The organism is Serratia sp. TMDUHS_CL (assembly GCF_037137105.1).
GTDB classification, from domain to species: Bacteria; Pseudomonadota; Gammaproteobacteria; order Enterobacterales; family Enterobacteriaceae; genus Serratia; species Serratia nevei.
In genome coordinates this window covers 278,807-293,537 of the sequence record NZ_JBBBDV010000005.1, presented here as the reverse complement: position 1 = coordinate 293,537, position 14,731 = coordinate 278,807, and the positions used below count along the sequence as shown (strand labels likewise).

Annotated in this window: 9 protein-coding genes; 1 reads left to right on the top strand and 8 read right to left on the bottom strand. The window is 61.1% G+C overall.

What is annotated here, in order from left to right; translation table 11 throughout:
* Positions 1–282: 282 nt before the first annotated feature.
* Both speB and speA read right to left on the bottom strand, forming a co-directional pair.
* Positions 283–1,203 carry an agmatinase gene (gene speB / locus WCL58_RS12735; RefSeq protein ID WP_004937606.1) on the bottom strand — a complete coding sequence of 307 codons (921 nt, stop codon included), beginning with the start codon at positions 1,201–1,203 and terminating at the stop codon, positions 283–285.
* A gap of 194 nt (positions 1,204–1,397) precedes the next feature.
* Positions 1,398–3,374 carry a biosynthetic arginine decarboxylase gene (gene speA, locus WCL58_RS12730; protein ID WP_055311965.1) on the bottom strand — a complete coding sequence of 659 codons (1,977 nt, stop codon included), beginning with the start codon at positions 3,372–3,374 and terminating at the stop codon, positions 1,398–1,400.
* 908 nt (positions 3,375–4,282) lie between these two features.
* On the opposite strand from speA, the gene metK reads away from it, so the two are divergent.
* Positions 4,283–5,437, top strand: a complete 1,155-nt coding sequence (gene metK / locus WCL58_RS12725) for a methionine adenosyltransferase (protein ID WP_016926681.1) — start codon at positions 4,283–4,285, stop codon at positions 5,435–5,437.
* A 124-nt stretch (positions 5,438–5,561) separates the two neighbouring features.
* On the opposite strand, the gene WCL58_RS12720 is transcribed toward metK, so the two are convergent.
* The 6 genes from WCL58_RS12720 to mrcB all read right to left on the bottom strand — a co-directional run bounded on the left by WCL58_RS12720 (position 5,562) and on the right by mrcB (position 14,706).
* Positions 5,562–5,714 (bottom strand): Hok/Gef family protein, encoded by a 153-nt coding sequence (locus tag WCL58_RS12720; RefSeq protein WP_033638576.1) that lies wholly within the window; start codon positions 5,712–5,714, stop codon positions 5,562–5,564.
* A gap of 311 nt (positions 5,715–6,025) precedes the next feature.
* Positions 6,026–8,014: a Fe(3+)-hydroxamate ABC transporter permease FhuB gene (gene fhuB / locus WCL58_RS12715; RefSeq protein ID WP_336851241.1), complete on the bottom strand. Its 1,989-nt coding sequence runs from the start codon at positions 8,012–8,014 to the stop codon at positions 6,026–6,028.
* A complete protein-coding gene (gene fhuD, locus WCL58_RS12710; protein WP_038872395.1) occupies positions 8,011–8,919 on the bottom strand; it encodes a Fe(3+)-hydroxamate ABC transporter substrate-binding protein FhuD in 909 nt (302 codons plus the stop codon). Before fhuD ends, fhuB begins: the two co-directional genes overlap by 4 nt.
* Positions 8,919–9,716, bottom strand: a complete 798-nt coding sequence (gene fhuC / locus WCL58_RS12705) for a Fe3+-hydroxamate ABC transporter ATP-binding protein FhuC (protein ID WP_049200086.1) — start codon at positions 9,714–9,716, stop codon at positions 8,919–8,921. The genes fhuD and fhuC overlap by 1 nt, the downstream gene beginning before the upstream one ends.
* Before the next feature lie 47 nt (positions 9,717–9,763).
* A complete protein-coding gene (fhuA, locus tag WCL58_RS12700) occupies positions 9,764–11,962 on the bottom strand; it encodes a ferrichrome porin FhuA (protein ID WP_201966984.1) in 2,199 nt (732 codons plus the stop codon).
* 251 nt (positions 11,963–12,213) lie between these two features.
* A complete protein-coding gene (gene mrcB / locus WCL58_RS12695; protein WP_038872402.1) occupies positions 12,214–14,706 on the bottom strand; it encodes a bifunctional glycosyl transferase/transpeptidase in 2,493 nt (830 codons plus the stop codon).
* Positions 14,707–14,731: the final 25 nt, after the last annotated feature.

Genomic DNA, 14,731 nt, shown 5'->3' with positions numbered 1-14,731 from the left:
GGCGTTAGAGTTGGCCTCGGGTTGATGGATATCGACTCGGGGCTTTTCTCTTTGTACCTTTCACGCAGGCTCCAGATACAAAGATCCAGAGCACCCGCGCGCAGTATATTCATCCTCTCCGTTGTCCCGTGTCCTTATTCTCTGACTCAGTTTCATTTCTGCGCAGGATTGCGCAAAGGCGTTGCAACAGGCTGAAAATCGCAGCGCGGATGGCGACAAATGAAATAAAAAAAGCGGCCCCATACGATGGGAGCCGCTTTTTCAGCGAGGCGTGGCCTGGCGTCAGGCGTGTTTCTTCGCCGCCTGCAGGTACAGCATCTCCAAGCCCAGGGTCGCCGCGGCCAGCGCGGTGATCTCGGACTGGTCATAGGCCGGCGCCACTTCTACCACGTCCATGCCGACGATGTTCAGCGACTGCATGCCGCGCACCAGTTTCAGCGCACGATCGGAAGTCAGACCGCCGATCACCGGCGTGCCGGTGCCCGGTGCGAACGCCGGATCCAAGCAGTCGATGTCGAAGGTCAGGTACACCGGCATATCGCCGACGATGCCTTTGATCTGGGTCAGCAGGTCGTCCACGCTGCGATCGTTCACCTGCGCGGCATCCAGCACGGTAAAGCCGTTGTCATGATCGAACTCGGTGCGAATACCGATCTGCACCGAGTGGTGCGGATCGATCAGGCCTTCGTTCGGGGCATGGTAGAACATGGTGCCGTGGTCGAACTTGCTGCCGTTGGCGTAGGTATCGGTATGGGCGTCGAAGTGTACCAGCGCCAGCTTGCCGAAATGCTTGGCGTGCGCGCGCAGCAGCGGCAGGGTCACGAAGTGGTCGCCGCCGAACGAGAGCATACGCTTACCGGCCTTCAGCAGTTTCTCCGCGTGCGCCTGCAGCTTGTCGCTCATGTCCTGCGCATCGCCGAAATTGAACACGATGTCGCCGCAGTCAACCACGTTCAGCCGATCGCGCAGATCGAAGCTCCACGGCCAACGGTTGCCTTCCCAGGCCAGGTTGGTAGATACCTGACGAATAGCCGCCGGGCCGTGACGGCCACCGGCGCGACCGGAGGTCGCCATGTCAAACGGAATGCCGGTGATGACCCACTCTGCATCGCTGTCGTAAGGCATGAAGTTCAGCGGAAAGCGCAGGAAACCAAAGGCGTTGGACACTAATGAATTATCGGACTGATGGCCTAAGGTGCTCATAGTAAACCCTCGTAGTTCAACAAGTTGCCGGGCGCAGGCGCCGGGCCGTTACAAAAAAAAATCCCTCCCGCGTCGTTAGCCCGACGAGAAAGGGATTTATTCGATGTTTGTTTCGGTGCTACCGATACGGCAGATTATGGCCGCATTTTATCCATGCTTCAAGGGGGCCGATATCGCCCCCCTGAAGAGGGCGGTTACTCGTCTTCCAGATACGTGTAGCCGTACAGGCCGGCCTCAAACTCTTCCAGGAACTGCGCCTGCAGCTCGCTGTCCAGATCGGTTTCTTTGACCTGATCGCGGAATTTGGCCAGCAGCGCACTCGGATCGAGCTGCACGTACTCCAACATGTCCGCCACGGTGTCGCCCTCGTCGGACAGTTCGGTCTCGACGCTGCCGTCCGGGAACACATACACGTCAACCGAGGCGGTATCGCCGAACAGGTTGTGCATGTTGCCGAGGATCTCCTGGTACGCACCGACCATGAAGAAGCCCAGCGCCGGCGGGTTCTCCGGATCGTACGGCGGCATCGGCATGGTGGTCGCCACGCCGTCGCCGTCGACATAGTGGTCGATGGTGCCGTCGGAGTCGCAGGTGATGTCGAGCAGCACCGCGCGGCCTTCCGGCGGCTTATCCAGCCCTTCCAGCGGCAGCACCGGGAACAGCTGATCGATACCCCAGGCATCCGGCATCGACTGGAACAGCGAGAAGTTGACGTAGAACTTGTCCGCCATGCGTTCTTGCAGTTCGTCAATGATCGGACGGTGCGCGCGGTTGCTCGGATCGAGCTGCTGCTGGATCTTGTTGCAGATGTTCAGATACAGCTGCTCGGCCCAGGCGCGCTTGGTCAGATCCAGCATGCCGTGCGCATATTGGGTATGCACGTCGTGCAGATCCATCTGGCTGTCGTGCAGCCATTCGCGCAGCGAGCGGCGGTTCTCCGGCTCGTTCATTTCCAGCCAGGTTTCCCACATGCTTTCCAGCGCGCGCGGCGCGTCGGCTTCCGGCGGCAGCGGTTCGCTGAATTCGTTGCGTTCTACGCCGATCACGTTGGAGACCAGCACCGTGTGGTGCGCGGTCACGGCGCGGCCGGACTCGGTGATCACCGTCGGGTGCGGCAGGCCGTGTTCGTTACAGGCGTCGCCGATGCCCCAAATCACGTTGTTGGCATATTCGTTCAGGCCGTAGTTCACCGAGCAGTCGGACTGCGAGCGGGTGCCTTCGTAGTCGACGCCCAAGCCACCGCCCACGTCGAAGCACTGAATGTTGACGCCCAGCTTGTGCAGTTCAACGTAGAAACGCGCCGATTCGCGCACGCCGGTGGCGATATCGCGAATGTTGGCCAGCTGCGAACCCAGGTGGAAGTGCAGCAGTTGCAGGCTGTCGAGACGGCCCGCTTCGCGCAGGGTCTCTACCAGCTTCAGCACCTGCACCGCCGCCAGGCCGAACTTGGATTTTTCGCCGCCGCTCGACTGCCATTTGCCGGAGCCCTGCGAAGCCAGACGCGCACGCACGCCCAGGCGTGGTATGACGTTCAACCGTTCGGCTTCTTCCAGCACCAGGTTGATCTCGGACATCTTCTCGATCACCAGGTACACCTTGTGCCCCAGTTTTTCCCCGATCAGCGCCAGGCGAATGTATTCACGATCTTTATAGCCGTTACAGACGATCACCGAGCGGGTCATGCCGGCATGCGCCAGCACCGCCATCAGCTCGGCCTTGGAGCCGGCTTCCAGCCCCAGCGGTTCCCCGGAGTTCACCAGCGACTCAATCACGCGGCGATGTTGGTTCACCTTGATCGGATACACCAGGAAATAGCCGCCCTGGTAACCGAAGGACTCACGCGCGCGTTTGAACGCGGCGTTGATCGAACGCAAGCGATGCTGGAGGATCTGCGGGAAGCAGAACAGCGCAGGCAAACGCTGCCCGTCTTGCTGGCGCGTTTTCACCAGTTCTGCCAGATCGACGCGCGCCTGCGGGACATCCGGGTCCGGGCACACGCTGATATGGCCCAGCTCGTTGACGTCATAGTAATTGTTGCCCCAGTAGGCGACGTTATAAGTGCGCAGCATCTTGCTGGCATTACGATCATTCATGGCAACCTCCTGCATGGAGCGCAAAGATAAAGACTCGCCCGCAACCGGCGGGCGGTGAATCAACAGATCATCAGACATGGTTCGCCTCACATTCCGCACTGACGAAACCGTCAGCCACTATCGCAGCTACAACCCGCGAGAACAACCCAACAAGCCGCGCTGGCGGCAGCGAAGAGAACTGCCGTTCGCGGTCAGCGATCGGTTTATCACTCATATAATTGTAAGACACCCTGTTCAAACCTCGTGAATCGGGCCAAGAAACATCCCACAGGAAGGCTGCAGGCTACCCTTGTTCAGTTCTTCAGACGACCGTTAGCCGGCCCGAGAATCCTGAGTAGCGGCCAAGTGTTTATCGCACCTGGTAAGTGACAGAGAGACAAGACGGGAAATAGCAGAAGAATGTGCGCCAGAACGGCACTGCTGTTGGGAGCCAACAACCGGTAGACAACGGATCATTAATCCAACCACCTCCACGCGCGCCGTTCGGAGTGAACGACCCAGCCTCTAAAATAGTGTAAGAACGTGACCGTTCGATGAAGCGGCGGCGCTCACGGCGAACGCCTGCGACGGATAATAGCGCAACGCCGGCGAATGCAAAGCGGAAGTTTATCGCACCTTCCCCACCGCCAATCGCCGTACTGTGCAGCAAATGAACCGCGCGCGCAGTTTATACCGGTAAGCAGGTGAAAAAGCAAAATGAAAATTCGCCGAAAACTGTTTCAAGCGATGAAAATGGCGCCAACCCGTTTGCGCAAAAGAGCGAAAGCGCAAAAAATTACTGGCAATCTGGCTAAACCCTGACCTAAAATAGACGTCCAGATGTTAATCCATCTATACTGGTTAACTGATAAACTGCTTAACGGCTTTGCCTGAGGGGCGTTGCAGGATGCATCTCGCGCCATCAGCGGAAGACCCTTCGCTTTGATGCCGGATCTCCAGCGCTGTGCAGTAATTTCTAACCCGTCTTATGCAAGGTAAAGAACACAATGGCTAAACACCTCTTCACGTCCGAATCCGTCTCCGAAGGACATCCCGATAAAATCGCCGATCAGATCTCCGATGCCGTCCTCGACGCCATCCTGGAACAGGATCCGAAAGCGCGCGTCGCCTGCGAAACCTACGTGAAAACCGGCATGGTGCTGGTCGGCGGTGAAATCACCACCAGCGCCTGGGTCGATATCGAAGAGATCACCCGCAAGACCGTGCGCGAGATCGGCTACGTTCATTCGGACATGGGCTTTGACGCCAACTCCTGCGCAGTATTGAGCGCCATCGGTAAACAATCCCCGGACATCAATCAGGGCGTTGACCGTACCGATCCTCTCGAGCAGGGCGCCGGCGATCAGGGCTTGATGTTTGGCTACGCCACCAACGAAACCGACGTGCTGATGCCGGCCCCGGTGACCTACGCGCACCGTCTGGTGCAGCGCCAGTCCGAAGTGCGCAAAAACGGCACCCTGCCGTGGCTGCGTCCGGATGCGAAGAGCCAGGTGACCTTCCAGTACGACGACGGCAAAATCGTCGGCATCGACGCCGTGGTACTGTCCACCCAGCACTCAGAAGACATCTCGCTGAAAGATCTGCAAGAAGCGGTGATGGAAGAGATCATCAAACCGGTCCTGCCGGCGGAATGGCTGACGGCGGGCACCAAATACCACATCAACCCGACCGGCCGTTTCGTTATCGGCGGCCCGATGGGCGACTGCGGCCTGACCGGCCGTAAAATCATCGTCGACACCTACGGCGGCATGGCTCGCCATGGCGGCGGCGCCTTCTCCGGTAAGGATCCGTCCAAGGTTGACCGTTCCGCGGCTTACGCGGCACGCTACGTGGCGAAAAACATCGTCGCCGCCGGCCTGGCCGATCGCTGCGAGATTCAGGTGTCTTACGCTATCGGCGTAGCGGAACCGACCTCCATCATGGTGGAAACCTTCGGTACCGAGAAAGTGCCAACCGAACAGCTGACGCTGCTGGTGCGCGAATTCTTCGATCTGCGCCCATATGGCCTGATCCAGATGATGGATCTGCTGCAACCGATCTACCGCGAAACCGCTGCCTACGGCCACTTCGGCCGCGAGCACTTCCCGTGGGAAGCGACCGATAAAGCCGCGCTGCTGCGCGATGCAGCCGGCCTGAAATAAACCCCGACATCAACATGAAAACGGCGAGCTGAGGCTCGCCGTTTTTTTTAAGCGGATGGGTGCTCCCGGATCAACGCAGCGACTTGCCGGCAAGCGGAGGCCAAGCCCCCGCTGCCGGGTTGCCTTACCGTTCGGATTCGTAAGCCAAAATGGCCGCAACCTCCGTGTTGCCCGATCGGATCCGCAGCTCACACAGCGTGCTGCGAGTTATCCATGCCAGTGATATTACCGTGGCACAAATAACCACCAATTTTAACAGGCTCCGTTTGTTCGGCATCATGCCTTCTTCTCCTTGCCTCGCGGCGGGTAAGAGGCTAACTTAACGTTGTCACGCGTTAGAGTAGGCCTCGGGTTGATGGATATCGACTCGGGGCTTTTCTCTTTATCTCTTTCGCACGGGCTCCAGAGACAAAGATCCAGAGCACCCGCCCGCAGTATATTCATCTCACCACCACGCCACGTGTTCCTTTTCGCACGCAATAGCGTTTTTGCGCAACCGCTCGCAGTGCCTTGCAACACCCTAAAAAATAAAAAAAGGCTCAGCGACGCTGAGCCTTTGAGGGCAGAAAAAGCACGGCGAGACGCCGATTACGACGTCTGCTTACGCAACAGATAAACGAAGTACGGCGCACCGATAAAGGTCGCCAATAACCCGGCGGGGATCTGGTACGGGAACAGCAGCATCCGCCCGCACCAGTCGGCAAACACCATCAGCAAGCCGCCCAGCAGCGCGGCGATCACCATCTGCGGCAGCGCACGGCGGAAGCCCAGCATGCGCGCCATATGCGGTGCCATCAGCCCGACAAAGCTCAACGGCCCTACGGTCAGGGTCGCCATGGCGGTCAGCACGGCGGCCAATAAAAGAATGGTCAACCGCGCCGGCGTCAGCGCAATGCCCACCGAACGGGCGGTGGCGCCGCCGAGCGGCAGGATGGTCAACCAACGGCGGCACAACGGCGCCAATACCATCAGGCCGGCGGCCACCAGCGCGGTACGCAGCGCCTGCGCCGGCTCCACCGAATAGGTCGAGCCGGAGAGCCAGGTCAGCAAGCCCCCCATACGCGGATCGCCGCTGGCCAACAGCAGGAAGATGACGGTGGTAAAGGCGGTGCTGAGCGCGATACCGGCGAGCAGCATACGTTCCGTCGAGAAACCGCCGCGACCTGCGGCGATCATGATGATAAGTAGCGTCGCGGCCGCCCCCAGGCTGCCGGCGGGCAGCAGCCAAACGAAGACGTCGCCCGGCACCATAAACAGCATCATCACGACGCCAAAAGCGGCGCCGGAGCTGATGCCCAACACTTCCGGGCTGGCCATCGGGTTGCCGGTCAGCTTCTGAATCAGCGTGCCGGCGACCGCCAGCATCATGCCCGCCGCCAGCGCCGACAGCACCCGCGGCCAGCGCCACGGCAGCAAGGAGTCCAGTTCCGCGCCCAGGCTCCAGTGCCAGCCGCCGGCATTTTTGCCCAACATCAGCGCCAGCGTCAGGCCGATCAGCAGTACGAGGCCACCCACCAGGATCCAGGCAGGCAGATTCCCGCGTTCGGCAGGCACCTTGTCGCCGAGGTTCATCGGCGGCGGCGTGGCGGCGCTGCGCAAACGCGGCAGCAGCCACAGCAGCAGCGGAGCACCGAACAGCGCGGTGGCCGTGCCGGTCGGGATCTCACGCCACACCTGCGTCACCCCGAGCATCACCTGATCGGTCAACCACAGCAACAGCGCCCCCAGCAACGGCGCCAGCATCATGCGGTGCGCCAGGCGGCGCGCGCCCAACATCTTCGCCATCAGCGGTGCAAACAGGCCGATAAAGCCGATAACGCCCACCGCACTCACCAACATGGCGCTGAAGATAATGGCCAGCCCCAGAGTGCAGAAGCGCGCCATCGACAGCCCCAGCCCCAGGTTACGCGCCACGCCATCGTCCAGCCCCAGCAGCGTCAGCGGGCGCAGCAACAGCGCCGCCAGCGCGCCGGCCACCAACAAACGCGGCAGAATGAACTGCACGGCGCTCCAGTCCTGTTGGTTCAGCGCACCGGTTCCCCACAGGAACATGCCCTGCAGCTGATCGTAATGAAACAGCGCCAACAGGCTGTTGACCGCGCCGCAGTACAGCCCCAGTACCAGCCCGGCCAGAATCAGCGTGACCGGCGACATCCGCTTGCCCCAGGCGACGCCGAACACCAGCCCGCCCACCACAATCGCGCCCACCATAGCGGCCAGCTGGCGAGTGAATTCGCCCCCCGGCAGCACCCACAGCGTGGCGATGGTCAGGCCGAGCTGCGCGCCGGCGGCAACGCCGAGCGTCGACGGCTCCGCCAACGGATTACGCAACACCTGCTGGAACAGCACGCCGACCAACCCCAAGCCGGCGCCGGCCAACAGCGACACCGTCAACCGCGGCAGCAGGCTGTAATGGAACAGCATTTGCCGCACGTCGTCGATGTCCGGCGCGCTGAGCGCCCGCACCCATTGCGCCGGCGGCAGCTGCTGCGCCAGGTTGTATATCGTCAGGCCGCCTGCTGCCGCCAGCAACAGCAGGATCAGCGTCAGCGGTAATCTCCGGATGCCTGCATTCATGCCGCACTCTCCTGGGCCTGCGCCAACAGGCGGCAAAACCGCATCGTCGACAGCGTGGCGCCGTAGAACCACACCGCCGGCACCTGCCGCAGCTGGTTTTGCCGCACAAAGGGCAACGACTGCCACAGCGGCGTCGCGCTGACCTTGTCCATCATCGCCTGATTGCCGTGATCGAGATAGATGACCCGGGCATTACGCACCGTAGCCAACCGTTCAATCCCCACCACCGCCGTGCCCCAAAAGTCGGTTTGCTCCTGCCAGGCATTGCGGATGCCCAGTTGGTCCATCGCTTCCTGGAACAGGCTTTTCTGGCCGATGATCAACGCATGGCGCGTGTCGATCAGCGAAAACAACAGCAGCGGTTGCCGGGTATAGCTTTGCAGGCGCTGACGCGCGTCCTGCATAAAGCCGTCGAACTGCGCCAGGTGGTTTACCGCCCGGCTTTCTATGCCCAACCGCTGGCCCAGCGCCAGCAGCGACTGGCGGGCGACGGTCAGCGGTTTGCCGCTGCCGTCGTTGAAGCCGAAGCTCATGGTTGGCGCGATGGGTTGGATTTTTCGCGGCGTCGGGCCATAGCCTTGCGACAGCAACACCAGCGAAGGCTGGAGCTGCTGCAGCAGTTCGAGGTTAGGTTCGGTGCGCTGACCGACGTCGACCACCGTCGCCGGCAGCTTCGGCTCCGCCACCCACAGGTTGTAGTTATGCACATCGGCCACCGCCAGCGGCGTCACGCCCAATGCCAACAGCAGTTCGATCGGCAGCCATTCCAGCGCCGCAACGCGCGCGATATCCGGCGGCGCATCCGCCGCCCGGCCGGGCAACGAGCCCAACAGCGGTGACAGCGCCAGCGCCATCAACAAACGGCGGCGCAGCGGGTCGTGAGAAGAAGTGAATGCAGAAGACATCAGTAGACAAAACTCACCGGCGCGCCGCCGCTCGGGTGCGGCAACGTGCCCATAGGAATACCGTAAATTTGCTCCAGCACCGGCCCCTGCATCAGTTCCAGCGGGCCGCCCTGAGCGATCATTTCACCGCCGCGCAGCGCCACCAGATGATCGCAGTAGCGCGCCGCCATGTTGATGTCGTGCAGCACGGCGATCACCGTGAGATCGCGTTCGCGGCTCAAGCGCTGGATCAGCGCCAGCACCTCGACCTGGTGCGCGATGTCCAGCGCCGACGTCGGTTCGTCAAGCAGCAGGCAGCGGCTGTCCTGCGCCACCATCATCGCCAGCCAGGCGCGTTGGCGCTCGCCGCCGGACAGGCTGTCCACCAGGCGGTTGGCGAACGGCTTGAGCCCCACCAGTGAAATGGCCTCTTCGACCAATTGGCGATCGTTGGCGCCAAAACGCCCCAGCGCGCCGTGCCACGGATAGCGGCCGACGGCCACCAGCTCGCGCACCGTCATGCCTTCCGCCGCCGGCAGCTGCTGCGGCAGGTAGGCCACCTGGCGGGCGAAGGATTTGCTATCCCACTGCGCCAACGGCTGCCGATTGAGCAGTACCTGGCCACCGCTGGGGGCTTGATGCCGCCCGAGCAGTTTCAACAGAGTGGATTTACCGGAACCGTTATGGCCGATCAGGCCGCAGACTTTGCCCTGGGGAAAACTGAGCGACAGCGGTTGCAACAGCACCCGGCCGGGGACGGCGAAGCTGGCGTTATCCAGCGCGAAGGTCGCGCCGGGATTAAGAAGTTTGTCCTGCATAGATCCTGCTTTGTCCGGGGCGACGCGGCGCCGCCCCGGCTATCCGGTTAGAAACGGAAGGTTGCGGTGGCGACCACCTGGCGTTCTGCGCCCCAGTAGCAGGCGTAGTCGCGGTAGCAGCTCGACACGTAGGTCTTGTCGAACAGGTTGTTGATGTTGACGCCCACGGACGAGCCCGGCAGGCCAAAGCGCGCCAGATCGTATTTAATGGTAGCGTCCACCAGCGTGTAGTCCGGCACCTTGAAGGCGGAATTATCGCTGTTGAAGCTCGAGCTGGAGCCGACGTAACGCACGCCGGAACCCAGCGTCAGGCCACTCACCGCCGTTTCGTGGAAGGTGTAATCCGCCCACAGCGAAGCCATGTGTTTCGGCACCTCGACGGTCGGTTTGCCCTGATAGGTGTTGTCCTTGGTGTACTTCGCATCGGTATAGGTATAGGAGGCGATCAGGTTGACGTTGGCATTCAACGCCGCCTTGGCTTCCAGCTCCACGCCGCGTGAACGGATTTCGCCGCTCTGCACGCTGAACTGCGCATTGCTCGGGTCCGGCGTCAGGTTGTTGTTCTTGGTCAGCTGATACAGGGCGCCGGTCAGCACGATTGGGCGATCCTTCGGCACGTATTTCACGCCGGCTTCATACTGCTTGCCGATCGACGGCTTGAAGGTGCTCCCCCCTTGCGTCGTGCCCAGATTCGGTTCAAACGATTCGCTGTAGCTGAAATACGGCGTCACGCCGTTGTCGAACAAGTAGTTGAGGCCGCCGCGCCAGGTGAACTGGCGATCGGTCTGCTGGCTCGTCGAACTCGCATCGCGGTTATAAGCGGAAGTCTTCGCCCAGTCATAGCGCCCGCCCAGCGTCAACAGCCACTGGTTCCACTCCCCTTGCTCCTGCACATACAGGCCGGTTTGTTCCTGACGGTTCAGGTAATGGTAGGGGAAGTTGATATTGACCGCGTCATTCCCGTATTGCGGATTGGTCATGCTCAGACCGTCCGCAGAGCCAAATGCGGCATTGATATCGTTACGCATGCGCATGTAGTCCACGCCGAACAACAGCGTGTGGTCGATATCGCCGGTTTTCACCTTCGCCTGCGCCTGGGTATCCACAGAGAAATTGTTCAGGTGTTCTTTCGACTGGACATAGGCGCGATTAATCGTCGTCGGCGTCGCCGCAGAAACGCCGCTGCCATAGATGCTCTTCATGTCGGTTTCCAGCTGCATATAGCGCAGATTCTGGCGCACCGCCCAGGTATCGTTGAAGGCATGTTCGAAGCTGTAGCCGATCATCCGCTGTTTGCGGGAGGTGTAGTTGCTGGCTTCGCCTTCGTTGAAATCGGTCGGCAGCTTACCGCCGTTTGGCAGCGGAATCAGCGTGCCCTGCTTCGGCAGCCAGCCGTAATAACCGGTATAGGGATCGTTTTGAATGTTGGCCAACAGCGTGAAGTTGGTTTTGTCATCCGGACGCCAGCTAAAGGACGGCGCGATCGCATAGCGCTTCTCTTTGCTCATGTTCTGCTGCGAATCGCTGTCTTTCGCCAGGCCGGTCAGGCGGTAAGAATAGATACCCTGATCGTCCAGCGCGTCGCTGAAATCGAAACCGGTCTGGAACAGGTTATCGGTGCCCATTTTGAACTGGATTTCGCGCAGCGGCTCGGTGGTTGGCCGCTTGCTGACCATCGAGACCAAACCACCCGGGTTGCTTTTGCCGTACAGCACCGAGACCGGGCCGCGCAGCAGCTCGGCGCGCTCGAGGAAATAAGGATCGATGGACGCTTCACTGTAGTTGTCGCCCAGCAACCGCAACCCATCCAGATACTGGGTGGTGTTGGTGGCCGGGAAGCCGCGGATCGCCACCGCATCATAGGTCGTGGAGCTGCCGCGGCTGGCAAATACGCCCGGCGCATAGGCCAGCGCGCCCTTCACCGTATCCGGCTGACGCATGTCCATCTCTTCACGCGTCACCACGGAAACGGACTGCGGGTTCTTCTCGATCGGCGTATCGGTTTTGGTGCCGGTGGCGCTGCGTTTGGCGACATAGGTGCCGACCGGCCCCCAGGCGCTTTCCTGCTGGGCGGTATTGCTACCGCCCACAACGGTAATCGTGTCTTCCTTGGCGGCCGGCTTGGCGTCGGCGGAAAAAGCCGGCATCGCCAGCGTGCCCAACGCCGCAGCGACGGTGATCGCTAACGCGCTGACGGGGGTGCGGCCCTGCTTGGCCGCGGATGATGAAAGACGCTTGGTCGGCATAGTTGATTTCTCTGATGAATAATTAAATGACGAATGTAAACGATAATAATTATTATAAGCGTCGCATTTTATGCAGAAGCCAAATTAAACTGCAAGCCGAATTCATAAGGCAAATAGGTTAAGGATTAGGCGCTTAGCCATGCGGTTAACAGGGAAATAAAACGAGCGGAAACATAAAAAAGCCCGTAACCAAGGTTACGGGCTTAATAACAAAGAAAAAATTTTCACCGGGGCCGGTGCCCCGGTAGCGATTACTGGCCGAACATATCCTTGATCCAGCCGGCGACGCCATCGCCATCTTTTTGCTCACCCGCCGCCGGTTGCTGCTGTTGCTGCACCGCCGCCTGGCTGGCCTGGCACAATCCCTGCGGATTGTCGGTCCAGACCGGGATGGTGCGCCAGCTGCCGCCGCCGCAGATAAAGTTGCCGGCAGAGTCGATGCTCATCTGGTTAATGCCTTCCGGCGGCTGCAGCATCAGCGGCAGCGGCGTCTGGTTTTCCAGATAACGGCGATACAGGGTCAACGCGCCGTTGGCGCCGGTCAGCTTGGCCGGGCCGTTGTTGTCGCGCCCGACCCAGGCGATCGCCACTTCCTTGCCGTCGATGCCGGCGAACCAGCTGTCGCGCAGATCGTTGGTGGTACCGGTTTTCGCCGCCAGGTTGTAGTTCGGGAACTTCACCGACAGCGAGCGGGAAGTCCCGCGCGCCACGCCCTGCTGCATCGCGTACAGCGTCAGGTAAGCGGCCTGCGCCGGCACCATGCGTTCCGCCTGCGGGAAACTCTGGTACAGCACCGTGCCGTCTTCGGCGATCACCGAACGCACCGCCGACAGCGGCGCACGGTTACCGCCGCTGGCGATGGTCTGGTACTCCTGCGCGACTTCCATCGGCGTCAGGCCGATCGCCCCCAGCAGCATCGAAGGCACCGGGTTGATCTCCGCTTTCGGGATGCCCAGGCGTTGCAGCGTAGCGCTGATCTGATCCAGCCCGACCGACAGGCCGAGGTTCACCGTCGGCACGTTCAGCGAGTTGGCCAACGCATCCACCAGCATCACCTGACCGCGGAATTTACGGTCATAGTTGTTCGGCTGCCAGACGGCGCCGTTCGGCTGTTTCAGCGACAGCGGCGCATCCGCCAGCCAGGTATTGAGGCGGTATTTATCCGGTTCGGACAGCGCGGTCAGGTACGTCGGCGGCTTGGCCAGCGAGCCGACCAGGCGGCGTGCCTGCATGGCGCGGTTGAAGCCGGCGAACTGCGGGTTGGCGCCGCCGACCATGGCGCGCACTTCACCGCTGAAGCGATCGACGATCACCATCGCCGCTTCCAGATCCTGCAGGTGACGCGCGGCGCGCAGCGCCGGGATGCCGTCTTCGACCGCTTTTTCCGCCGCGTCTTGCGACACCGGATCCAGCGTGGTGAAGATCTTCACGCCGGACAGGTCATTGACCTTATCGCCCAGCTTGGTCTGCAGTTCCTGACGCACCATCTGCATAAACGCCGGCTGTGGCGTAATGACGCCGCCTTTCGGCTGCACGCCCAGCGGACGCGCGCTCAGCATGTCATACAGCTCGCCGTCGATCACGCCCTGGTTCTGCAGCAGCTTGAGCACCAGGTTGCGGCGCTCCAGCGCCAGTTTCGGGTTACGCCACGGGTTGTACAGCGACGCGCCCTTGACCATGCCGACCAGCAGCGCCTGCTGATCGAGGCTCAGCTCATCCACCGGACGGCCGAAGTAGTACAGGCTGGCCAGCGGGAAACCGCGGATCTGGTCGCTGCCGCTCTGGCCGAGGTACACCTCGTTCAGATACAGCTCCAGAATGCGGTCCTTGCTGTAACGGTAATCCACCAGCAGCGCCATATAGGCTTCGTTAGCCTTACGCCACAGCGAACGTTCGTTGCTCAGGAACAGGTTCTTCACCAGCTGCTGCGTCAGCGTACTGCCGCCCTGCACCGCACGCCCGGCGGTCAGGTTGGCCAGCACCGCACGGCCGATGGAGTAGGGGCTGATGCCGTCATGCTCATAGAAGTGGCGGTCTTCCGTGGCGATCAGCGTATCCACCAGCAGATCCGGGAAACCGGAGCGCGGCACGAACAGACGCTGTTCACCGTTCGGCGACTGCAGCATGGTGATAAGACGCGGATCGAGGCGGAAGAAGCCGAAGCTGCGGCCGCTGTCCAGGTTTTCGATCTTCGCCAGACGGTTGTTCTGGAAGTCGAGACGGGCGCGGATCTGCCCCTCTTTACCATCCGGGAAGTCGAACGGGCGGCGCAGCATCTCGATGCTGTTGGCCTGCACGGTAAACTCGCCCGGACGCGTCATGCGGCTGACCTGGCGATACTGCATGCCTTCCAGCAGGTTGACCATCTCCTTCTTACTGTACGGCATACCCGGTTCCAGGTTGACCATGCGGCCGTACACCGCCGCCGGCAGCTGCCAGACTTTACCGTCGATACGGCTGCGGATCTGGGAATCCAGGTAGACGCCATAGATCGCCAACAGGACGGCGATCACCAGGATCAGTTTGATAAACAGGCCGAGCCAGCGGCGTTTTTTACGCGGCGGAGTCGCTTTTACCTTACGCGGCATGCGTTCCTCCTCCTCTTCATACTCATCATCGTCATACTCGTCTTCTTCGTAATCGTCATAATCGTCGTCTCGGCGACGGCGCGGCGGCTTGCGCGACGCGGTGCTTTTTGGTTGTTTTCCTTTGCGCCCGATGGGCTCGCGGTCATCCCCAGCCATGGCTGTTGTTCTCCGAGCTTGCCGA